The 23,117-nt window shown below is 53.0% G+C and carries 19 protein-coding genes; 7 read left to right on the top strand and 12 right to left on the bottom strand.

Annotation, left to right across the window (positions count from 1 at the left end; translation table 11 throughout):
• Positions 1 to 8: 8 nt before the first annotated feature.
• Positions 9 to 1,040, bottom strand: coding sequence for a radical SAM/SPASM domain-containing protein (locus tag IEY39_RS19565; protein ID WP_188934732.1), 1,032 nt, complete (start codon positions 1,038 to 1,040; stop codon positions 9 to 11).
• A gap of 134 nt (positions 1,041 to 1,174) precedes the next feature.
• Between IEY39_RS19565 and IEY39_RS19560 the strand changes: the two genes are divergently transcribed.
• Positions 1,175 to 1,876: a glycoside hydrolase family 25 protein gene (locus IEY39_RS19560; RefSeq protein ID WP_229688996.1), complete on the top strand. Its 702-nt coding sequence runs from the start codon at positions 1,175 to 1,177 to the stop codon at positions 1,874 to 1,876.
• A gap of 23 nt (positions 1,877 to 1,899) precedes the next feature.
• Here IEY39_RS19560 and IEY39_RS19555 read toward each other — a convergent pair whose 3' ends face one another.
• Together IEY39_RS19555 and IEY39_RS19550 are read right to left on the bottom strand one after the other, a co-directional pair.
• A complete protein-coding gene (locus tag IEY39_RS19555; protein WP_188934728.1) occupies positions 1,900 to 2,511 on the bottom strand; it encodes a hypothetical protein in 612 nt (203 codons plus the stop codon).
• On the bottom strand, positions 2,492 to 3,013 hold the full coding sequence (locus IEY39_RS19550; protein ID WP_229688995.1) for an RNA polymerase sigma factor: 522 nt from the start codon (positions 3,011 to 3,013) through the stop codon (positions 2,492 to 2,494). The genes IEY39_RS19555 and IEY39_RS19550 overlap by 20 nt, the downstream gene beginning before the upstream one ends.
• Before the next feature lie 63 nt (positions 3,014 to 3,076).
• On the opposite strand from IEY39_RS19550, the gene IEY39_RS19545 reads away from it, so the two are divergent.
• Complete coding sequence (locus IEY39_RS19545) at positions 3,077 to 3,433, top strand: arsenate reductase family protein (RefSeq protein WP_188934724.1); 357 nt, start codon at positions 3,077 to 3,079, stop codon at positions 3,431 to 3,433.
• On the opposite strand, the gene IEY39_RS19540 is transcribed toward IEY39_RS19545, so the two are convergent.
• The 3 genes from IEY39_RS19540 to IEY39_RS19530 all read right to left on the bottom strand — a co-directional run bounded on the left by IEY39_RS19540 (position 3,419) and on the right by IEY39_RS19530 (position 7,256).
• On the bottom strand, positions 3,419 to 4,012 hold the full coding sequence (locus IEY39_RS19540; RefSeq protein ID WP_188934722.1) for a transposase: 594 nt from the start codon (positions 4,010 to 4,012) through the stop codon (positions 3,419 to 3,421). The genes IEY39_RS19545 and IEY39_RS19540 overlap by 15 nt on opposite strands.
• 151 nt (positions 4,013 to 4,163) lie before the next feature.
• Positions 4,164 to 4,736, bottom strand: coding sequence for a transposase (locus tag IEY39_RS19535; protein ID WP_188934720.1), 573 nt, complete (start codon positions 4,734 to 4,736; stop codon positions 4,164 to 4,166).
• Between the two features lie 174 nt (positions 4,737 to 4,910).
• Positions 4,911 to 7,256 carry an ATP-dependent helicase gene (locus IEY39_RS19530; protein WP_188934718.1) on the bottom strand — a complete coding sequence of 782 codons (2,346 nt, stop codon included), beginning with the start codon at positions 7,254 to 7,256 and terminating at the stop codon, positions 4,911 to 4,913.
• 38 nt (positions 7,257 to 7,294) lie between these two features.
• Between IEY39_RS19530 and IEY39_RS19525 the strand changes: the two genes are divergently transcribed.
• Positions 7,295 to 8,509 carry a M48 family metalloprotease gene (locus IEY39_RS19525; RefSeq protein ID WP_188934716.1) on the top strand — a complete coding sequence of 405 codons (1,215 nt, stop codon included), beginning with the start codon at positions 7,295 to 7,297 and terminating at the stop codon, positions 8,507 to 8,509.
• Positions 8,499 to 13,985: an AAA domain-containing protein gene (locus IEY39_RS19520; RefSeq protein ID WP_188934714.1), complete on the top strand. Its 5,487-nt coding sequence runs from the start codon at positions 8,499 to 8,501 to the stop codon at positions 13,983 to 13,985. The genes IEY39_RS19525 and IEY39_RS19520 overlap by 11 nt, the downstream gene beginning before the upstream one ends.
• On the opposite strand, the gene IEY39_RS19515 is transcribed toward IEY39_RS19520, so the two are convergent.
• On the bottom strand, positions 13,982 to 14,140 hold the full coding sequence (locus tag IEY39_RS19515; RefSeq protein WP_188934713.1) for a hypothetical protein: 159 nt from the start codon (positions 14,138 to 14,140) through the stop codon (positions 13,982 to 13,984). The genes IEY39_RS19520 and IEY39_RS19515 overlap by 4 nt on opposite strands.
• A gap of 68 nt (positions 14,141 to 14,208) precedes the next feature.
• Between IEY39_RS19515 and IEY39_RS19510 the strand changes: the two genes are divergently transcribed.
• Positions 14,209 to 14,574 carry a hypothetical protein gene (locus tag IEY39_RS19510; RefSeq protein ID WP_188934711.1) on the top strand — a complete coding sequence of 122 codons (366 nt, stop codon included), beginning with the start codon at positions 14,209 to 14,211 and terminating at the stop codon, positions 14,572 to 14,574.
• A 36-nt stretch (positions 14,575 to 14,610) separates the two neighbouring features.
• On the opposite strand, the gene IEY39_RS19505 is transcribed toward IEY39_RS19510, so the two are convergent.
• Together IEY39_RS19505 and IEY39_RS19500 are read right to left on the bottom strand one after the other, a co-directional pair.
• Positions 14,611 to 14,886 (bottom strand): hypothetical protein, encoded by a 276-nt coding sequence (locus IEY39_RS19505; protein WP_188934709.1) that lies wholly within the window; start codon positions 14,884 to 14,886, stop codon positions 14,611 to 14,613.
• 146 nt (positions 14,887 to 15,032) lie between these two features.
• Positions 15,033 to 15,536: an META domain-containing protein gene (locus IEY39_RS19500; protein ID WP_188934707.1), complete on the bottom strand. Its 504-nt coding sequence runs from the start codon at positions 15,534 to 15,536 to the stop codon at positions 15,033 to 15,035.
• A 41-nt stretch (positions 15,537 to 15,577) separates the two neighbouring features.
• Between IEY39_RS19500 and IEY39_RS19495 the strand changes: the two genes are divergently transcribed.
• Entirely contained in the window at positions 15,578 to 17,167 is a 1,590-nt protein-coding gene (locus IEY39_RS19495) for a Na+/H+ antiporter (RefSeq protein ID WP_188934705.1), read from the top strand.
• A 75-nt stretch (positions 17,168 to 17,242) separates the two neighbouring features.
• Here the strand turns inward: IEY39_RS19495 and IEY39_RS19490 are convergent, their stop codons facing one another.
• Entirely contained in the window at positions 17,243 to 19,600 is a 2,358-nt protein-coding gene (locus tag IEY39_RS19490) for an ATP-binding protein (RefSeq protein WP_188934703.1), read from the bottom strand.
• 65 nt (positions 19,601 to 19,665) lie between these two features.
• Positions 19,666 to 20,532 (bottom strand): OmpA family protein, encoded by an 867-nt coding sequence (locus tag IEY39_RS19485; protein ID WP_188934701.1) that lies wholly within the window; start codon positions 20,530 to 20,532, stop codon positions 19,666 to 19,668.
• 547 nt (positions 20,533 to 21,079) lie between these two features.
• Between IEY39_RS19485 and recA the strand changes: the two genes are divergently transcribed.
• On the top strand, positions 21,080 to 22,081 hold the full coding sequence (recA, locus tag IEY39_RS19480) for a recombinase RecA (protein ID WP_188934699.1): 1,002 nt from the start codon (positions 21,080 to 21,082) through the stop codon (positions 22,079 to 22,081).
• A gap of 300 nt (positions 22,082 to 22,381) precedes the next feature.
• On the opposite strand, the gene IEY39_RS19475 is transcribed toward recA, so the two are convergent.
• On the bottom strand, positions 22,382 to 23,029 hold the full coding sequence (locus tag IEY39_RS19475; RefSeq protein ID WP_188934698.1) for a T9SS type A sorting domain-containing protein: 648 nt from the start codon (positions 23,027 to 23,029) through the stop codon (positions 22,382 to 22,384).
• Positions 23,030 to 23,117: the final 88 nt, after the last annotated feature.

Here is a 23,117-nt window from a genome sequence, read left to right as displayed (position 1 = left end):
GGCACATATTAATCTCCCCACACTCTTGTTCCCTCGCTGCAGTTGGCGCAAATATCGATGTTCTTGCGGCTTTGGAGTATCTGGCGCCTGAACTCGACATAGCGGTCGTTATGCCAAACCTCCCTGAACGGCTTTCCTTTCAGGTCGCCAAGCGGGTGTTCGGCATCCTTATCAAAGCAACAAGGCACCACCAGCCCATCCCAGGTGATCACCGTGGCATGCCAGAGCCGCCAGCAATGATTGTCCAAGGAATTCTTAAAAACGGTGCTGCCATCCTTCTCTTTACGATAGCGGCTGTATCTTTCGTTGACGGGGATCAGACCGTTTGGGTCGTTGACATAGTCATACACCTGCGCCGTCTTGAAACGAACCTGGTCGACACCGATCTCTTTTGCCAGCCGGCGGATATCCTCCATCTGGTGTTCGTTTGGCCGGACAACGAGGAACTGGAAGAAAATGAAGGGGGTCTTGCTCTTTAATTCTTTTTTCCATTTGACGATGTTGCGTGCGCCTTCCAGCACTTTCTCCAACCGGCCGCCCACCCGGTATTGTTCGTAGACTTCCTGCGTGGTGCCGTCGATGGAAATGATCAGCCGGTCGAGGCCGCTTTCCACTGTCCGCTTCGCATTGCGATCGTTGAGATAGTGCGCGTTTGTCGAAGTGGCGGTATAGATACCTTTGCCGGAGGCATAGGCCACCATGTCGAGGAAGGAGGGGTTGAGGTAGGGTTCCCCCTGGAAATAGAAGATAAGATAGAGCAGGTCTTTGGACAGCTGGTCGATGGTCTGGCGAAAGAAGCCATCCTCCAGCATACCCGTGGGCCGGGTGAAGGCGCGCAGGCCGCTGGGGCATTCGGGGCAGCGGAGGTTGCAGGAGGTAGTCGGCTCGAACGAAAGGGAAACCGGGTATCCCCACTGGATAGCTTTTTTCGTCCATTTGCTGAGATAATAACTGCCAAGAACCTTCATCCCGTTGAAGATACGCCGAGCGGTGAGCTTTGACAGGAGATTGATGGTATCGTTTCGATTAAAATCGGGCATGGAAGTATAAAAATACTAAATTATGTTTGTACCCGTTTGGACCCCCGGAACGGTTAGAAATCATGGTAAAAAAGACTAGGAAAAATACAGGCTGGAAAATTTTAATATTCTCTGTCGTTGCAGCTGTGCTTGTTATGTTAGGTTTTACGGCTTATGAATGGTTGCTGGAAAGAAGAGCTCATTTTGTCCGGTATGCGGAATTCGGCATCGACGTCCCCGTCAATTATACCATCCATGGCATCGATGTCTCCAAATACCAGGAGATCATCGACTGGAACCTGGTGCGGGATATGAAGGTGGGTAACGTTCAGATGAGCTTTGCTTTTATAAAAGCGACGGAAGGATTGGGTAATGAAGACGCCTATTTCAAACGCAACTGGAAAAAAGTAAAAGATGCCGGTCTGGCCAGGGGTGCTTATCACTTTTTTCTGTCGACCAAGAGCGGCAAGGCCCAGGCGGAAAATTTTATCAATTCCGTCGAACTGCAGCCGGGTGATCTTCCGCCTGTGCTGGACATCGAGCAGACCTATGGCATCCCGGGGGATAAATTGCGCGACCGGGCCAAGGAGTGGTTACAAACTGTACAGGATTATTATCATGTGACGCCGATCATCTATACCAATGTAGATTTCTACAAACAATATCTCAAGGACGACTTCGACGGCTATCCGCTTTGGGTGGCGCACTATCTCCAAAAAGAGCGGCCCAGCATCTACCGGGCCTGGGACTTCTGGCAGCATAGCGAGTCCGGCCGCGTCAACGGCATCATGACGAGGGTGGATTTCGATGTGTTCAACGGTGACTCCACCGAATTCCGCAAGCTGCTGATCAATTAGTGGACGCTGGCGCAGGCGCGGGTCTATCCCTCATCCATCTCCCGAAGCAGCTCTTGTAATTTCCGGACATGCCGGCCGTAGAATTTGTCGATGCCCCAGCGGTTGACAAAATAGGTGGCGACCGTGGTTACCACGATCAGGGCCGATAAGAGCCCAATCGCCCGCCACCAGTGAAAAGGCGGTTCGTCCGCCAGCCGGCTTTGAAGCGCGATCCCGAAAGCGGCAATGATGCTCACCGGTGCGGCCAGCGTACCGGACCAGAAATAGAAGCGGAGGTATTTTTGAAGGGTCTTAAGCTGGCCCGCCAGGTTGGACCGGACCTCACAGCTTACGCATTGCATTCTTTTCAACAGTTGGTTCTTCCGGTAATAATAGCCAAAATAGAACGCCAGGACCCCGACAAACACCCAGGCCACGCGGGACATACTGCCATTGAAGGCCAGAAGATAGAATACGATACACCCGCTGTAAGTAATGGCCATTATCACGGCCTCCTTTCGCAGGTTGCGGCGCATCCGGTCGATGGGGCCGTGCGACCGCTTCTGCAACAAGGCCAGCAGCTCATCCCGGGATGCAGCTGCATCCGGCGTCACATCCTGCTCTTTCCAGATTGCCTTAAGAGTTTCCAATTCCATAAACGGCCTCCTTTGTCATTTTACGTAATTTCTCTTTTACCCGGTTCATCTTCACACGCAGGTTGTTCTGGGGAATACCCAATATCTCTTCCATCTCCGCATAGCTCTTATCCTCGAGATAGAGCATGGTCAGTGCTTTCTCAACTTCCGTGAGCCGGTTGATGGCGGCGTAAAGGGACTGCAATTGTTCTTCCCGTTCCGTGCTGTAAGGGATATCTTTCAGTTGGGTGGGCAGATTGTCGGGATCGAACGAAGTGATATAATGGCGTTGTTTGCGCAGATCGGAAATAGCCGTGTTCAGCGCTATCCGGTAAAGCCAGGTGCTGAATTTTGCCTCGCCTCTGAAGGAAGGATAAGACCGCCAGAGCTGGATGACGATCTCCTGGAAAAGGTCCTGCCGGTCGGGTGAGGTAGCGCCGTACATCCTGCATATCTTGTAAAGGATGGCGCGGTTGTCGGTTACCAGCCGGATAAATGCTTCCTGTAAGTCCGGGTCTTGCAAGTCGAGGCTTTTAACAATAATACTATTTGTCGGCGGCTCGTGGAAAATATTACATTCGCAACCATGAAGAAGATCTATCATCTCTCCACTTGCACCACCTGCCAGCGCATCCTGGAAGAAACCGGGGCGGCGGAAAAGGGGTTTACCTTACAGGATGTAAAAACGGCCGGCATTACGCCTGCCCAGCTGGATGAGCTAAAGGAAAAAGTAGGTTCGTACGAAGCGTTGTTCAGCCGGAGGGCGCTCAAATACAAAGAGTTAGGGTTGAAGGACCAGGTTTTGACAGAAGCCGACTACCGCCGGCTGATCCTGGAAGAGTACACCTTTCTCAAGCGCCCTGTCGTGGTGGCGGGCAAAAAGGTATTTGTGGGCAGTGAGAAAAAAACGGTGGCGGCGCTTACAGCGCTAATTGGAGGATAGCAGCTTTACTCCAAAAGGCCCTTGCTGCTGCACTACCCTGACGCGGACAAGACCGGGCCTCGCGGTATAGTCCCTTGCACTGCTGAACAGATAGGACTCCGGCTGCTCTACGATCCGCTCCCTGACGGGGTTCTCGTGGATATGAGCTATCCGGTCGAGCAGGGACTGGCGAGAGGAGCAATCGATGCGCAGGGGACTGCAGCAGTCTTGCCACAGATGGAATTTCTCCTTGCGTAGGGATTTGCGATATTCCTCGAAATGCTGCAGCATCCACTCCCGCCTGAAATCCATTTCCATTTCGATGGTTTTCAGGATGGCCGGTGTGGTATATTTCTTGAAATCCCGTTCAAAATAGGCGGGGGCGGTTGCTTCTTTTGTCCGGACGATGAGGTGGAGATGGCTGGTCATCAGACACCAGGAATAAATGGTAAGCCCCTGGGTAGTGATAAAATAATTCAAGGCTTCGGCGATCACCTGCTTATAAGCCGGCCGGGTAAATACATCTATCTTGTCTACAGTGTTCAACGTCAGGAAATAACAGGCATCCAGGGGGATCATCGGTTTTTCGTTTGACAGCATAGTCTCTCGTTTTGATGACAAAAAAGCCGTTATCAAATAGGGTGCAAATGAGACAGGTATGGGCGGGGGGGATGTGTACTAAATTACAAAAAACCCGATAATTCGGTTGCAGGGCGCTCCAAAATTTTCCCTTATTTTTTCCGGCCGATCCTTACTTTTCGTCCAATTGCGGCTCGTCGATGAAGCCGTTGACTGTGGAAAGTTTTACCCGTTGTCTGGGATAGGCGCTACAATAGATATAATGTTCGGGATTGTCGACCCACTTGGCCTTCATCAGCTTGTCGATGGGGGTAGGCATGGGTTTGTCCTTTTTAAGGATCTTTTCCAGATCGACCGGCTGGTTGCCGAACTGCCAGAAGTGATGTTCCGAATCGTGCTGGTAGCGGTTGGCAAAGAAATGGAACAGCCGCATCAGCCATTCCTTCCGGCTTTCATCAGGGTGTTCTGAAATAGCCCGGAGGATCTGTTTGGCTGAAATGCTCTTTAGATCACGTAATACTTTCGGAAGATTACCTTTCCCTTGTTCGACGTCCGCTATCATATACAACTGACTGGGCAGGATGGCATATTCGTATACCCGTAGCCGTTTGTTTTCGATGCAGTAGTTGAGGTTGTCCACCAACAAATCGCAGTATTCAAAGCGAGTGAATACGTCGATCCCGCCGACTACGGTTAGGGTTACAAAATACAATCCCTTCGGCTGTATCTTGTACATTTCGGTCATGCGTAAAAGATAGCAAACTTTTGTTAAAATCTATAACTGCGCAGGTTTTCCGCGGGTCCCAACAAGGCTTTTTTTGTTCCACTTTAAAAAAGTTTCTCTTTTTGTTCCCACCGGGAGAATCTTTCCACGCAGGAGAAGTTTTCCAATTATTTCCTGCAAATTATTTGCATTTCCTCACTCGACAATTCGCAGTTTCGCGTAGTTAAGCATGATCTTCTTCTCTCCATTTAATTCGAATTTGACGGTAGCGATCGGGTTGTGGGCATTGCCTTCCATTCCGACGACTTCGCCGAATCCGAATTTCTGATGTTCTACTTTTTGTCCAACCTGCAGGCCCGAGGTATCACTTGCTACGAAATCGGGTGAGGGGACATGCTCAATGGATTTAGCTGCCGGTTTGGGTGGAATATAAGAAGGGCGCGAATCTTTTTTGGCCGGCGGAGGACCGTATCTTTTTTCCGCCTGTGAAGCACTGCCAAAGCCGCCACCATGCATCCGGTCGTATGCGGAGCCGGAAGGCCCGCCAGGGCTTTGATTGCGCAGGCCGCCGCCGGCAAAGCTTCGGTCTAAATATTCTGACGGTATCTCTTCAATAAAACGGCTTGGCTCATTCTGTACCAGATTGCCAAAACGATACCTGGTGTTGGCATAGGTGATCCACAACCTTTGCTTGGCGCGGGTGATGACGACATAGAACAATCTTCTTTCCTCTTCCAGCTCTTCCCGTGTATTGATCGCCATGGCATTAGGGAAAAGCATCTCTTCCAATCCCGCCGCAAAGACACAGGAGAATTCCAACCCTTTGGCAGCATGTATCGTCATGAGCTTTACCGTGTCGGCATTGGGGTCTTTCTCATCGGCATCCGTCAGCAGGGTTATCTGCTGCAAATAATTGCCCAACCCCTTGGTGTCGGTTTCCAACACTCCATCATCATCGGGCCGTTCGGTAAATTCTTTTATAGAGTTGAGCAATTCCTGGATGTTCTCGTAGCGTGCCACGCCTTCGGTGGACTTGTCGTTGAACAGCTCTTTCACCAGGTTGGTCTGCTTCCCTACATGGGAAGCCAGATCATAAGCGTTATGCTTCTCCTGCATGGAGGCGAAGCTGCGGATCATGAGCACGAAATTCTCGATCGCCTCGAGGGTACCGGCCTTGAAGCCAAATTCCCTGGCCCGTTCGAACACTTCCCATAGATAGATATTGTTCTCATTGGCGGCGAGCACGGCCCTGTCGATAGTGGTCTTGCCGATGCCGCGGGCCGGATAGTTGATAATCCGTTTCAGCGACTCTTCATCCCGCGGATTGACAATGATGCGCAGATAGGCGACAAAATCCTTGATCTCCTTCCGCTGGTAGAAGCTGATGCCGCCATACATGGTATAGGGAATACCCATCCGGCGCAGACTTTCTTCAAAGGCCCGGCTCTGCGAGTTGGTGCGGTAGAGGATGGCGAAATCCCGGTTGTTGTAGTGATTACGCAACCGCTGCTCCTGGATAGTATCGGCCACGAATTTTCCTTCCTCATTGTCCGTCATCAGCCGCACCAGTCTGATCTTCTCGCCGGTGGCGTTGTCCGTCCATAGGTTCTTGGGTATCTGTCCCTTATTATTTCGGATAACTTCGTTAGCGACGTTGAGTATGCTTTGAGTGCTGCGGTAGTTCTGCTCCAGCTTTACCACTTTAACATCATCATAATCCTTCTGGAACTGTAGAATATTTTCGATGGTTGCGCCCCGGAAGCTATAGATGCTCTGAGCGTCATCTCCTACGACACAGACATTCTCATGAGCAGCGCCCAGCAACTTTATGATCTCGTACTGGGCAGGATTGGTATCCTGGTACTCATCGATCATGATGTATTTGAACTTGTGCTGGAACTTATGGAGGGCGTCGGGGAAGTTTTTTAACAATTCATACATCTTGATCAGCAGGTCGTCGAAATCCATGGCCCCATTTTTGAAACAACGTTTGGCGTAGGCGTCATAGATCTGCGCAATGGCCGGGCGGTTGCTGCGCATGTCTTCCTGTTGAATAGCATAGTCATTTGCATATTCTACGGGACCGACGAGGCTATTCTTGGCCTGAGAGATGCGGTTATAGACGGTATTGGGCTTATAATGCTTGTCGTCCAGGTTCAATTCGTTGATCACGGTCTTCAGCACTCCTTTGGCATCATCGGTATCATAGATGGTGAAATTGCTCGGATAGCCAAGCCGGTACGCTTCACCGCGGAGGACCCGGGCGAACACACTGTGAAAAGTACCAATATATAAGTTGCGGGCATTGGTGTTGCCGAGGATCTTTTCCACACGCTCTTTCATCTCCTTTGCCGCCTTGTTGGTAAACGTAAGGGCCAGAATATTAAAGGCGTCCACTCCCTGGGCCAGCAGATGGGCGATGCGTGTCGTCAACACCTTCGTCTTTCCGCTGCCGGCGCCCGCCACGATCATGATGGGACCATCCTTATGCAATACCGCTTCTTTCTGCCGGTCGTTCAATTCACTAATATAATCTCGCATACTGCAAATCTACTTAAATCCGCTAACTTACGTCATCTATGTTACCCGAGGCTCTACCTTATCATCTCAAAGTCCGCGACCACTTCAAACAGCAGCAACCCACGTGGGAATTTTTCGCTGCAGCCCGCACCCGCGAAGAACAATTAGTTGCTTTTCAGACCGAATTATTGAAGAATACCTATCGCTTCACCCGCGAGGCCGATGCAGCGCTTTATGCACAGATCGACAAGGCCAGGGAGAAACTCGGACTTGACGAACTGGCCGTCACCGCCTACCAGGCACAGTATGCCAATGATGAACTCAACGCCAGTATCGTCTATCTCCATCAGGAAGCCCATCTCGTCTTCAGCGGAGCCATCCGCGAACGACTGAACGAAGCCGAAATGCTGGGCGTTATCGCCCATGAGCTTACGCATGTCCGCCTGTACACCATGCTCGACGGAGAACTGGAAGTCGCCGACAGGATCATTACGGCCATCGCCAACCATCCCAACAGCGAAGCCCCTTATTATGAGACCGCGCGGCTTTTCAAGCTATATACGGAGATTTACTGCGACCGGGGAGCATATGCCGTACTGGGCGATACCGATGCGGTGATCACCGGGCTTTTGAAGATCGCCACCGGGCTCACCGAAGTGAATGCAGCCAATTTTATGTCACAGGCAGAATCCATTTTTACGGCGGAACCCGGCACGCAGTCGGAGACTCCCACTCATCCGGAAAATTTTATCCGCACCCGCGCCCTGCGACTCTGGCAGGAGCAGCAGGATCAAGCGGAGCAGGCCATCACCCGGATGATCGAAGGGCGCCCCGAACTCGACCGGCTGGACCTTTTTTCCCAGGCAACGCTCCATGCTCTCACCCGCAACCTGTTACTCGAATTCCTCCAGCCAGAGCAACTACGCAGCGCCACCGTGCTTGGGCTGGCCCACCAGTATTTCCCCGATCTGTCCTGGCCGGCCACGACTGCGACGAACACTTCCGCCAACCCCGGGGAAGGCGCCACCGAAAACATCCGCGAACGGTTGGTCACGGCACTCGCCGGCGCACAGCCCAGCATCCGAGACTATTTTTCCTATCTTCTGCTGGATTTCGCGCTTGTCGATCCCTCACTGGAAGAGTTGCTGCCGGGAAGAGCCCTGGCATTCGCCGGTGAGATCGGGCTGTCCGCCGTCTATGAGCCCATCTGTAAAAAAGAATTGCAGCTCGGAGATAAAAAATGGCAGCAATACAAACGATCACATGGAATCTAATCGCATTTCTTTCGCCAGCTTCTTGTCTACCGCCTTTGACAAAGGCGACTATTCAACGGACGACACGATTGCCTTCGTCCTGCCCCTCTTCAGGGAAGTACTGAGCTTTCATGAGGCCGGACTGGTAGCCCCGTTTGAAAAAGAAGAGGCCCTCTTTGTCAACTCCGATCTATTGGATATCGATGAGAACCTGGCACATGCCCCGACGAGCGCCCTTCATCGCGTCGAGGCCCTCTTTCCCCGCGTGCAATCCAGGCATTTCGAGGTGGTGGGTAAATGGCATATCAAAGCCGACACAGGCGAAGGAACCACCGAGACCGGGAACCTTGCCATCCATACCGATGCGCATGAGCCCCTGCGCCATGCAGCTTATCTGCCCGGCTATCGCTGCTTCGAACACCTGGTGGGACATCACGATCCGCAAACCGATATCTTCTGTCTTGGGCTCATTCTCGCCAGCATGGCCATGGGCCTCGATCTTTACGATGCCGAAGACCTGCACCAGCTGCTGCGGGTACGCACCAATCCTTCCCAACAATATCCCCGCATCCACCCTACCCTGGGCCGGTTGATCACGGAGATGACAGAGCTCGACAGGAGCCGCCGGTCACAGGACCTTTATGATGTCATCACGCGCCTGGAGCACTACCGCGACTATGACCCCGAGAAACAGACCGATCTGAGCCAGGTGGCCGGCTGGGTGCATAAGGAATTGAAAGAACGGGATGCCTTTATCCTCAACAGGCTTCGCAACCGGCTTTTCGACCTCACCAGACGCAACCGGCTGTTATATTACAAACCCAATATGCGGTTTGTCAATCTCACCGTCAGCAGCGTGCCGATGGTGCTGCATTATCAAAGCATCCGGCCCGAACTGCTGTTTACCTGGAATCCCGGGGTAGCCGAACAGATCATCGGGATGAAAGAGATCGTGCTCAACAAATACCTGCGGTTCGAAGATCATGGCTATCTTCCTTCATCACTCGATGCCGTGCGGGTAGAGTCACAACGGAATATTCAGGAATATGGATTCAGTCAGCTAAGGCTGGTGATCGCCTTTCTCAATTGGCATAACCTCAAAGAGAATCCAAAAGAGCGGATTCAAAGCCCCCTGCTGCTGGTGCCGGTGAGTCTGAAGAAAAATAAAAAAGTAAAGGAAGATCATTATGTGCTGAAAGTGCTTGATAACGCCGCCGAGGTAAACCCGGTGCTCGCGGGTCAGCTGAAAGATCTGTATGGGATCAGGCTGCCCGATCTGGTCGATCTTGATGAAATGAGCATGGAACAGTTCTACCGGCTGCTGCAGGCCCAGATAGAAGAGGCCAACCAGGGTATTGTCCTGCGTTATATCGACAAGCCGCGTATCCGCCTCATCCACAGCGAAGCCCGGCAGACCGTGAGCAACTATCGCAGAAAGCTTCGCCGGATGCCGGGACAGGAACCCGGTTACCGGTCGATCCCTTATACCTATGACCCGGAGCATTACAAGCCCATGGGATTGGAAATTTTCCGCCAGCGCATCGAGCCCAGACACAGCTTCCTCGAATTCCTCGTCAATACCGACCTTGAGACGCCTCACCGCGATCATTTGACTGATCCCTACGACCGGCCGTCAGACCCTCAGCCGCGACCGTCAAACCCCGTCCGGGAAAGGGACATCTACCAGATAACCGAAAGCGAGAGCAATCCTTACAGCTGGGACTTCGATGTCTGCAACATGGTGCTGGGCAATTTCAATTATAAGAAGATGAGCCTGGTGCAGGACTACAATGTAGTTATCGACCGGCAGCTGCAACATGATACGTTCGATGCGCTTTTCAGCAGGGAGCCACGGGTCTTTCCCGAACATCCTTTTGACGGCAACCGGCCCGATGACTGGTACCATGTCGTCACTGCCGATCCCACCCAGACAAAAGCTATTTTACAAAGCAGGGCCGGTTATAGTTATATCATCCAGGGACCACCGGGCACGGGCAAAAGCCAGACGATCACCAACCTCATCGCCGACTTCGTAGCGCGGGGGAAGAGCATCCTCTTTGTCTGCGAGAAGCGTGCGGCCCTCGACGTCGTCTACCACCGGCTTAAGCAAGTGGGACTGGAAGAGCTCTGTTGTTATATCCATGACAGCCAGGGAGACAAACGGGAGTTTATCCGCAATCTGCGGAGCACATATGAAAATTTTATCGAGCAAAAGCTTGACCTGACGGCGCTGAAGACGCGCCGCGAATCCCTGCTGCATTCGATGAACCATCATCTCGATCTTGTCCGGGAATTTCATGAGCGTTGTCTTGAAGAAGGAAAAGAGACCGGCCTCACCGGCCGGGAGCTGATCGAGCAGATCATTGCTCTCCGGCAACATCTCGTAAATCTCAGCGCACGCCAGGAAGAAGCGCTGCCATCATACAAGGAATGGAAGGATGCCGGCGCGGTGATCGCAGAGCTCGAAGCCGTACTGGAAGAAACAGGCGCCGATGCGGTATTTGCCCTGCATCCTTTCAGCCGTGTACAGGAATCCATCTTTCTCGACGACAGCCCCCACAAGACCCTGGACGAAGCCCTGCAGCAGGCCCTGCAAGCGCTGGATGAGGCGGAGACCTTATTAAAAGCCTGCCGGCTGGAACCCCGGCAGGTACAGGAAGCAGAGCGGTTGAAGAACCTGGTGCAATTCGCCGTGCTGTTGTACCCGTTAGCCCGCACAGGCAATATGGCGTTGGCCGACCCCGACCGGCCGGAGGCAAAGGAGCTGAAGGAGCAGTTTGACCTTTATCAACAACAACAGGAAGCCTACCGGCTTTCCCAACAGGAAAACCTGCATTGGAAACATAAACTTCCCGCGGATTCCGTGGGTCCGGCATTGGACCTTGCGAACAAACAGGAAGGCGCCTTCTTTAGCATGTTCAACGGGTCGTGGCGGAAACTGAAACACCAGCTGCAGGATAGCTATGACTTCTCCGCGCATAATACCGGGAAGCCGTCCCGCCGTCACCTGCTAGAACTGTTAAAGAACGAATATGGCTCCGCGGCACAGCTGGAGCAGACCCGGCAGCAATTGCAGCAACGCTTCAAGCTCGATCAAAACATCGATACGGCGCGGCTCAGCATCGATCTCCTGCACGGCAAAAAGGGGCATCCCGAACTGGACTATCTCCTGCAACATCCGGACGGCGCCGCCCTTGTCATTTCGTTGCAGGCGCTTCACCAACCCCTGAACCGGCTGGAGACCCGGCTCAAACGCTGTCTCCAGGACCTACCCACCGGCAGCCTTGCCGAGACAAAGGACGAACTGCTCAATATCCAGCTCAACGCCGATGGTCTCCGCGACTGGCTGCCGGCCCTGAGAAGCTTTACCCGTCTGCCGGGCAAGATAAAAGCCACCCTCCGGAGTCTGCCGTTGAGCATGAAGCAGGCCGAGGCCGCCATCGCAAAAAAGGCCCTGCACCAACTATACCAGTCGCACCGGGGTTTTGCCAACATCGATGCCCAGGCGCTGGAAAAAGCCGTCCTGCAATTGGGCGAAGGGTATATCGCGCTGCAGCAGCTGAACGCCCAGCTGATCCGCGCTTTTGTACGTCAGCGCTTTTTGCAACAGCTGGAGCTGGCGGGCAGAGCCGCAAGCCAGCTGAATGAGGACCAAAAGAAATTCAAAAAGACCTTTACCGAAGGCCGGAAGATATTGGAGAACGAGTTCGCCAAGAGCATGCGGTATAAGAGCATCCGCGAATTATCCGAGAAGGAGAGCGGAGTGGTGCTCAAGACGATTAAGCCGGTGTGGCTGATGAGCCCCTACAGTGTCAGCGACAGCCTTCCGCTGGATGCCGACCTTTTCGATGTCGTGATCTTCGACGAAGCCAGCCAGATCACATTAGAAGAAGGGGTGCCGGCCGTCTATCGTTCGCGGCAGGTGATCATCGTTGGCGATGAGAAACAGATGCCGCCGACGGATTTCTTTACTTCCGGATTGAAACATTCCGACCCCGACGACCTTGACAAAACCAACGGAGAAGACGAGGACTGGCTGGCCGACGATGCCGACAGCCTGCTCGCGCAGGGAGCCCGCAAACTGGAGAGCACCCTGCTGAGCTGGCATTACCGCAGTCATTTCGAAACCCTCATCAGCTTTAGCAACCATGCTTTTTATGAAGGCGAGCTCCTGACCATCCCGGACAAAACCATCCACCACCAGGAAAAAGCGCCTATCCGGGTCAGCGGACCTGCCGATGCCGCGGCCCAGGTGAACAGTCTTTTCGACCGGAGCATTAGTTTTCATCTGCTCACGGGCAGCGTCTATGAAAAGCGGACCAATCCTGCCGAAGCAGACTATATCGCCGCCCTGGTGCGCGAGCTGCTGCTACGCGGGACACCGGAAAGCATCGGCATCGTGGCCTTTAGCCAGGAACAGCAACATGCCATCGAGTCCGCGCTCGACAGCCTGGCCGGTGAGGACGCCCATTTCGCTCAATTGCTGGAAGAAGCCTATAACCGCACCGAGAACGACCAGTATGCCGGTCTTATCATCAAGAACCTGGAAAACATCCAGGGGGACGAACGGGATATCATCATCATGAGTGTCTGCTATGGCCCCGACAGCCGGCATAGAATGCTGATGAATTTTGGGCCTATCAATAAAAAGGGCGGGGAGAAGCGGTTGAATGTCCTGTTCAGCCGGGCCCGCAGACATATGGCGGTGGTCAGCAGCATCCGGTATGAGCAGATCACTAATGAATATAATGAAGGCGCCAATTACCTCCGCCGCTTCCTGCAATATGCCGAAGTGATCAGCGGTGGGCACATGGGGGTGGTGAGAACTATCCTCGACGGGCTGGTCCCGCACAAAACGACCGGGAATGTAAAAACCACGCCAACCATCATCCGCGAACAATTAAAAGAACAGCTCACCGCGCTTGGCTATACAGTAGCGGGACCTATCGGGCAGTCGGACTTTAAATGCAGCCTGGCTGTAAAACGGCGGCCTGAAGACTCGGCGTATGCATTGGCCATCCTCATCGATGATGAAGGGCATTACCGGAATGAGAATCTTATCGAGCAGTACTATCAGCGGCCCGCCATCTTGCGCAACTTTGGCTGGAAAGTTATTCCCGTCTATGCCAAGGATTGGCTGCACCAGCCGCAAAAAGTAATGGAGCAGATAGTGAAGGCTTTGAAAGATGAGCCTGGCCACCCTGCCACGGCACCTGCATCGGATGGTACGATCCCACACCTTCCGATGTCGCCGGAGAGCGCGTCCGCCGGACCCTATGACCACCTGGCTTTCCGCCGGCTGGTCAACCAGGCGGGTAATGCCGGGTCCTTCTGGGAGGCGGCTACGGATGGCAATAAGCTGATCATCCGCTGGGGGAGGACAGGCACCCGCGGGCAGACCAGGTTAAAAACCTTTGCCGAAGAGGAATCCGCCCGCAAAGAACTGGACAGGCAGGAAAAAGAACAAATAGAAAAGGGATACCGGCCGTCTAGTTAGGACCCCCGTTGGGAACCGCCGGTGAGACGAGTATTTTTTACGACACCTTTGCTGTTGGTCTTGCCTTTTCCGGCGGGAAATCCGGGGATATTGCTCTTGGCGCCTGCGGCAGCCTTTCCGTCTTTTTTCTTCTTATTGTTGGGAATGAGGGCCATATATAATATTTTTTATAAGATAACAGAAATTTAATCTAAAGTACGAATTTTCCACCAAAGCATCAGGCATGCCGAAAGAACTCTATTTCGATATCAGCTCCGAAGATAGCGGAGGCAGCCTTTACCGGATCATCGACGATCGCGGCGAGGCAGCCTTTCTCTATAACCATAGCACGATCGACCCCGGCACCGATGAGGTCACGGTCTTCGACACCTGGTATGTCAGTTTTGAGGCCTTCTGGAAAATGCTGACCCGGGACCCGGAGTGGTATTACCGGCATCCCTTATTCGTACATCCTGAGCAGCGGGAGTTTGTGCGGGAGCAATTGAAGGGGGTAGACTGGACCGTGCATCCTGATAAAAAGTGGCGGGAAAGCCATCAGCGGCAGTGGAAGAAGGTGCTGAGCGATCCGGAAGAATACTACCGGTCGTAGCTCCGCTGCCGATGCAAGGCCATGATCGCGAGCGCGTCAGGCCTCGTAAAATTCCTCACCGTACACATCGATGAGCGGCTGGCCCATACGCTGCAGGTACTCGTTGCATTGCTGCAACAAACGAGCGGAAGCATTGGAGGAGTAATAATCTCCCCGGTACCAATAACTGAACAGGGGCTGCAACGAAACCATCTCGTCGCGTTGTCCCTGTAAGATCATCCAGTGCAACCGGGCGATCTCGTTATCCGGGAGATGATTAAAAACCCCGCTATTCAGCAATTCCCTCGTCAGATCAACCAATGTGTTTGCCATACTAGCTTTGTTTACACGAAAGTTCCAGCAAATATGTTACCACAGTGTGAAGCTTATGTTATGCTACTGTGTCGTATTTCGATTGTGCATTGCCTGTGGATAGCTACCTTTACTGTATATCTACATCTGCAATCCCATGGCCACGCTTAGACTTTGATGGCCTTTGGCGCAACTGCCGGTTTCCGCGTCCAGTGCGACAACTCCGTTCCCCCATCGGAAAGCAGGGTCAGGGTACCGCTATGAAGCCGGTAGTGGCCAACACTCTTCAGGCTTTGCAAAAATGCCGGTTCATTGTATCCCGGGCAAGCCATTTTTGTCATGGTGATCCTATCGTTGAAGGACATGCTGCTATCGGTATTGCTGTACCAGAATTGCCCGTACATCGTGTTGCAGCCGGTATTGCCGGAGAAGCGGGCTTTGGCGGGGTTCAATTGCAGGGTGGGTATCTTACCGGTAGCCGTATCCGAAGGCAGCACCGCCAGAAGGTACCAGCTTCCGGCCAGCGTGGTGGTATCCGGCGCTGCCTTTACTTTTACCTGAGCAGAGGGCAGAACGGAATCTCCCTTGTGGCTGGTGTGGCTAGCTGGGCCGCCTGCCGGGGACTGACAGGCCCCTAGTGAGGCCAGGCAGATGGCAGCAATTACTTTCATAAATTGGGGGTGTTTAGGATAATCATGGAAAAACTATGCCAATGCTAAAGGACAGCCTCCTGCTCATCGTTTCGATGCTTTTTATCGTGTCCATGCTGTCGATGCTTAGCGACAAGCTGCGCATCTCCTACCCTATCTTCCTGGTAATCGCCGGTTTGGGCATCAGCCTTATTCCCGGTATCCCCCGCATCCAGCTGGATCCCGACATCGTCTTTATCATTTTCCTTCCGCCGCTGCTTTATTCTGCCGCCTGGACTACTTCCTGGCATGACTTCTGGCGGTTGCGACGGCCCATCGGGTTGCTGGCCTTTGGCCTGGTGCTTTGCACCTCCCTTACGGTGGCTTATTTCTCCCATTTCCTTATCCCCGATTTCTCCCTGGCACTGGGCTTTCTGTTGGGGGGTATCATTTCCCCACCCGATGCCGTGGCAGCTACCAGCGTGCTCCAAAACCTTCGTGTCCCGAAGAGGCTGGTCAGCATCCTGGAAGGCGAAAGCCTGGTGAATGACGCCTCCAGCCTTATTGTATTCCGGTTTGCGATGGCAGCTCTTCTCACGGGAAAGTTCGTCTTTTGGCGGGCCAGCGTAGACTTCCTGCTGGTGGTTTTTATGGGTATCCTCATCGGGTTGGCCATAGCCTGCATCGCTTATGCCATCTACCGATGGCTGCCCACTACCCCCAGTATCGACACAGCTATCTCGCTGATCTGTCCCTACCTGATGTACATCGTAGCAGAGCATTTCCATTATTCCGGGGTATTGGCCGTTGTCAGCGGCGGGCTCTTCCTTAGTTACCGGAGTCATGATATCCTTAGTTACGACAGCCGATTGCAGTCCCGCAGTGTCTGGAATGTCCTTGTTTTCCTGCTCAACGGCGTCGTTTTCATCCTGATAGGGCTGCAGCTGCATACCGTCGTCCACGGCCTGGGGGAATATTCCCTGCACGCGGCCATCTGGTATGGCCTGGCCATCAGCCTGCTGACCATCGTGGTAAGGATCCTCTGGGTCTATCCCGGCACCTATATGCCGCGGCTGATCAGCAAGGGCATCCGGACCCGGGAGCCCAGGCCCGGGCCGAAGCTGGTCTTTCTCACCGGCTGGAGCGGGATGCGCGGGGTCGTTTCGCTGGCCTCTGCGCTCGCCATCCCCCTGACGCTTCCCGGTGGCGACGCCTTCCCTCACCGCAATCTGATACTTTTTATTACGTTTTGCGTCATCCTGTCTACCCTGGTAGTACAGGGGTTGACCCTGCCGCTGATCATCAGACTCCTAAAGATCGAAGTAGTGGAGAACAAAAAGGAACAACGGCTGGCACTGAGGCTGGAGCTTGCCAATACGGTGGTCGGGCACATGAACACCCATTATCCCGAAGAATCCGGGGCGGCCGAAGCCTTTAGCCGGCTAAAAGCCCGGTACGAGCGGATGGCGGCCATCACCGAAAAACAGCTGGAAGAAGGGGAGGACAGGGATTCGCCCGGATTCCTCCTGAAATATCGCCAACTGCTGTTGGATCTGGTGGCCATCCAGCGGCAGGAGCTCGGCCGGATGCGGCGGGAAAACAAATATTCCGACGAAATTCTGCAGGACAAGGAAACCGAACTCGACCTGGAGGAGGCCCGCTACAGACGGTAGAGCGATTGGGCATGCGGCGGCGGCATGTTTCTATGTATCATCGCGTGGCTGCACGCCGCACACGTGATGGGTGGCCTACTGGGCCTGCAGATGCTGGAGGACGACCCGGTAGAGTTCTTCCGGGCTAAAAGGTTTTACGATGACCCCGTTGAGACCCGCGGCGAAAGCATCGCTTTCCACTTCCTTTGGCATGCTGGCCGTGAGTGCGATGATCGGCAGTGTCTCCCCTCTTTGGCGTAGGAGCATGGTCGCTTCATACCCATCCATGACGGGCATGTGGAGGTCCATCAGGATCAACCGGTGGCGGCTGCGATCGAGCCGGTCGAGCGCTTCCTGCCCGTTGGTTGCTACGTCTACCTTGGCGCCGTTATTCTCCAGCATGGTCTGGGCTACCAGCACATTCAGGGGATTGTCTTCTACCAGCAGCAGGGAGACATCCCTCAACAGGGGTTCAAGACCCGCAGCAGCCGGGGCCTTCCCCGCTTCTTTTTTCGCCTCTGCGGCGACGGGAAACCGCTGGGTATAATAAAAACAGGAGCCTTTCCCGGGTTCGCTCGTCACCCGCAGGTCGACCCCTTGCAATTCCAGTATCTTTTTTGAGATGGCCAGTCCCAGTCCCGTGCCGCCATAGCTGCGGGAGGTGGACGAGTCCGCCTGGGTAAACCGGTCGAAGATAATATGTTGTTTCTCCGGCAGGATGCCGATGCCGGTGTCTTCCACCCTTATCGTAACTGTGATGGCTTCCACCGATGAATCTCCCACGGTGAGGCATAATCGAACAGAGCCCTCTTTCGTGAATTTGATCGCATTATGCACGAGGTTATTGATCACCTGGCTGGTGCGGGTGGGGTCGCCGGTCAGCATCCTGTCGAGGCGGCTGTCCACATCCAGCAAAAGGGTGATCCCTTTTTCATCCGCGGTATTCTGCAACCCCGCCACGATGTTGCGGGCGATCACCGGCAGATCGAAGGGGATCTGTTCGATGCTGATCTTGCCTTCCTCGATCTTGTTATAATCAAGAATATTATTGACGATGCCCAACAGGTTGTTAGCCGAGAAAAGCAGTACGCCAAGGTCATTTTCCTGATCGGGCCGGGGTTTGTTGCGCAGCAGAAGATGGGTCATCCCGATGACGGCATTCAGCGGAGTGCGGATCTCGTGGGACATCGTGGAGAGGAATTCGGATTTTGCGCGTAGTCCCTGCTGGGCCTGAAAGGTTGCGCGGCGGAAGGTCTCGGCGAAGCGATGGGATAAGGCCAGGGATTGCAGGAAGAAGAAGGAGATATAACAGACGAATTGTACCCCCCGCAACTCGGGGATAATGCCGAAATAATTCAGGTTGCCGATGAGAAAGATAAATAACATGACGGCCGTGCTCAGCAGCGCGAAAAGGGAGCCGCTTCGCCGGTGTCGCGCGGCCTGCAGATAGACAAACATGGCATAGGCGATGCAGACGAACATGATCATGAGGAAATAGATCAGAAACCGGGTGAACACCATTGTCGGCGTCACCAGGATCACCGCGGAATAAAGCAGGCAGAACAAGAGCATGGCCCTCATCGCCAGCGGGTGGGAATCTTCGGGGTAGAGATTCCGGGTATAGACACAGAACAAGGCAATGCTGAGCGACAGCGACAGGTATTCTACCCGGATGGTGATGAACCAGTTCGTATCGGAAAGCAGCGCATGAAGGGCATAGTTATCGGTGCCGACCATGCGGTAGCTGTACAGAATGCAGAACAGTGCGAAGTAAAGTATCGTCTTGTCGTGACGGCTGAATATATAGAGACCCAGGAAGAAGAGCCCGCCCATCAGCATACAGCCGGCGAGCATGAAGTCATAGGCGACGTCCTGGTTCTTCTTCAGAAAAAGCTCGTCCTTGTCGCCAAGCAGGATATCCTTGAACGGTCCGCCACGGGCATGCCAGAAATTGGCTATCTGCATGACAAGGACCAGGGTATCTGATTCTCCCGGCGGAACGGCGATGGTCCTGGTAACCCAAAAAGGCGTCGCTTTGCCGGGGGTGGTCTCCGGCTGACCGTTCTGTGCCTGGACGACGCCGTTGACATAAAGCTTATAAGCACTATACACATGATGGATCTCGAGGCCGATGCGGGGCCTTTTGGCCGGCAGCAGGACGGTGAGGGCATAGGTGGCATAGCCCTGGGATGCGATGGGCTTACCATGAAGCCGGATATCCTTCCACAACACGGGGAAGGGGACATAGTCGGGAGTGGCAGCCGAAAGGCTGTCGGGAGTCAGCAGCCGGTTCCGGTAAAAGGCCCATTCCCCACTGATTTTCAAGTAATTATTAAACAATGAAGCCTTCCGTAGATCGATGACGCCCTGATGCGCGACCGGACCCTGGCCGAACCCGGGAATAGCCGGGAGCCAGCAGACAAAAAATGCTACTAAGCAGAACAATTTCCGCATGTCTCTAAAACGAAAAAAAAGGCGGCCGTCTTGTCGGACGGCCGCCTTTTAATTTATAAGGGTATTTATTTCTTCTCGAGGAGCTTGAAGAACTGGTCCAGCTGGGGCAGGATCACGATACGGGTGCGGCGGTTAGCAGCACGGCCTTCTTCGTTGTCATTGCCGGCAAGAGGAACATATTCGCTACGACCGGCAGCCGTGATATGCGCCGGATCGAGGCCATACTTCTTCTGGAGGATGCGGACGACGGAGGTAGCGCGTTTTACGCTAAGATCCCAGTTGTCCAGCATATAGGGCGGACGGGCGTAGTTCTTGTTGTCGGTGTGGCCTTCAACCATGAACTCGATATCGGGCTGAGCCTTGAGGACCTGGGCAACCTTGCCAAGAACTTCCTCGGCGCCTTTGGTGACTTCAAAGCTGCCGCTCTTGAACAGCATTTTGTCGGAGATGTCGATGTAGACGACACCCTTGTCAACCTTGATGTTGATGTCCTTGTCGTCCATGTTGCCGATGGCGCCCTTCAGGTTCATCACGAGGGCCATGTTGAGGGAGTCTTTATGAGCGAGTTCGGCCTGGAGGTTCTGGATATAGGAATCCTTTGCGCCGATGTTTTCCAAAGATTTCTTGATGCTTTCTGCCTGGGAGTTAGAGATGACAGAAAGGTCTTGCAGTTGCTTAAGAGTAGCGTCGTGGTTCTGTTTGAGGAAATCAATCTGTTTGTTAAGGGCGTCGATCTGGTTTTGGAGAGCAGCTTTTTGGCTGGAGTCCTGGCCGGTGAGGTCAGTACAGTTCTTGAGGTCGCTGGCTAATTTGGCGTTGGCGGCGGTTAAGGAGTCGATCTTTGCCTGCGCGGCTTTAAATTTTTTCGAGCTTACGCATGAGAATAGGAACACAGAGAGGGCAGTAAAAAGCAAAGTGTGTTTAAGCTTCATAGTAATATCATTTTTTTAAAGAATAATTATTCCTTCTGTGCGTGTTACAAATCCGATCAGACAAGAATAATGGTGCGAATATAACCTAACAAAGTAATATTAGATAATCTGTTGCGGCAAAAAATAGGCGAATTTGATGCCAAATTCACCGACTCCCGGGTATTTATAACAGATAATTGTATTTATTATAGGGGAGGGGCATGCCCGTTGGTGCCTTATTCCCTATAATTTGAATACGACCCGCGCAATGAGACAAGAAAAAGGCTTTTGCTGGCTTTTAGCGCTATTGCAAATGCCGTTAGAAGGCCCGGCAACAGAGCCTGAGCCCCGGCGTTACGTCCTTGACCAGGTTGTTAAAATAGATACAAGGTTGCAAAAGTATCCTGTTGCCATAGAGTCGCGTCTTCCTGGCTTTTCAGGTACCGTCGCCGCACTTCCCGCGCGGACCCAAAATAGTTAGTCAAAAAATACTAAATTAATTAGTGTGCATAAAATAATTACCTTACCTTTACTGAACCATTAAATTTGAGGTACAAAAAATACGATTATGTCAAACGCAGAAAAACTCAAGGCTCTAAAGCTGACGATGGACAAAATAGACAAGGACTTCGGGAAAGGGAGCGTGATGATGATGAACGAAAAGAGCCAGGACCCCATGGAGGTGATTTCCACCGGCTCTATCGGCCTGGATATGGCGCTGGGGGTCGGGGGTCTGCCAAAGGGCAGAGTCGTAGAGATCTATGGCCCCGAATCTTCCGGTAAGACAACCATCGCTACCCATATTATTGCAGAAGCCCAGAAAAAAGGCGGGATGTGCGCGATCATCGATGCCGAGCACGCCTTCGACAGCGCCTATGCTCAAAAATTAGGCGTGGATATCGACAACCTGCTGATCTCGCAACCCGACTATGGTGAACAGGCGCTCGAGATCGCCGACCGGCTGATCCTCTCCGGCGCGCTCGATGTAGTGGTCATCGACTCCGTGGCAGCGCTTGTGCCTAAGGGTGAGCTGGAAGGAGAAATGGGCGACAGCAAGATGGGTCTGCAGGCCCGCCTGATGTCCCAGGCCCTCAGAAAGCTCACGGCGACGATAAGCAAGACCAACACCATCTGTATCTTCATCAACCAGCTGCGGGAGAAGATCGGGGTCATGTTCGGCAATCCCGAAACGACAACCGGTGGTAATGCCCTTAAATTCTATGCTTCCGTCCGTCTCGATATCCGCCGTATGGCGCAGATAAAGGATGGAGAAGAAGCAGTGGGCAACCGCGTGAAGGTGAAAGTAGTAAAGAACAAAGTAGCGCCGCCCTTCCGCGCAGCCGAATTCGATATTGTTTTTGGTGAAGGGATCTCGAAGATGGGTGAGATCATCGACATGGGTGTGGAATTGAGCATTATCCAAAAGAGCGGTAGCTGGTTCAGCTATGGTACCGACAAGCTTGGCCAGGGTCGCGATACCGTAAAACAATTGTTACATGACAATCCCGAATTAGCGACAGAGATCGAGAATAAGATCAGAGAGAAAGTAAAAGAGATGCAAACTACTTAAGCGAGTTTTTATTTAAATTGGGTTAGTAACTCCCGGGCTCCGATCTCCATCGGGGCCCTTCTTATTTCAGGGATATTTCGCCATCAGGGATATTCCGCCGGCAGGAAAGCGGGGCGGGCCGCGGATGCGTATTTATACGCATGATAATCAACGTCCTGGGCCTAAAAATAAAAAAGGGGTCTGAATAGAAATTCAACCCCGTTTTAAAATCCAATATCCTATGAAAAACCAAGATAAAGGTAGAGGAATAAAATCAAATTCGCAATACCATTTTACGGTAATATTTTTTTTAAGGTCATTTTAATTCTTCACCAACTGCTGGGAAACCGCTCTATTGCTTTCTTTATCAGTTACTCGGAGAACATAGACCCCATGTTCCAGGGTTGAAACATCGATCACCTGTATACCGGGTTGTAACCGTTTACTTGCCCGGATATTGCCGGCCTGGTCCAGTATCTGGAGGTCTATACTGTGCTCTGTCCGCACGATAAATAGCTTATCTACAGGGTTTGGATAGAATTTAAAATCGACATCCCCCGAGAGGCTTAGCTCCATCGTTTTTGAATAGACGGCAGGGCCGGTAGAACCTGCATATTTGATACGATAGAAGTCTGAACCATTAGGTGGCGCCTGATCCGTCAATTCATAGTGCCCCCTGGTCCCGGTGGATCGCAAGGCCCCGATAGTCTCGAATTGATGATTGTGATCATGATCGCCTTGACTTCTTTCCACAATAAAATAATCCCCTTCCTTCGCGCTGTCTGCATCCCACTGCAACCACACTACCCTCGTCGGCTCCTTCACCACCGCGGTGAAGTTCATCACTGGCCTTTCGCTTGCCTGATGTACATGCGCACCCGTGGAGTCCGGTGTTGCCGGTGCTTCCTGGGCCTGGCTCGCGCGGGAAAAAGCGATAGCCAGTAGGGTTAGACAGATCAGAGGTTTCATTGCCTTGGGTTAGTAAGTGTAAGTAGAAAGGGCGTATAGGGTAACAAATTCCGTGCCTGAAACGTTCGACTCGTTTTTGGGCGGTTCG

Source organism: Puia dinghuensis, assembly GCF_014642875.1.
Lineage (GTDB): Bacteria > Bacteroidota > Bacteroidia > Chitinophagales > Chitinophagaceae > Puia > Puia dinghuensis.
This window is presented reverse-complemented; position numbering and strand designations above follow the sequence as displayed.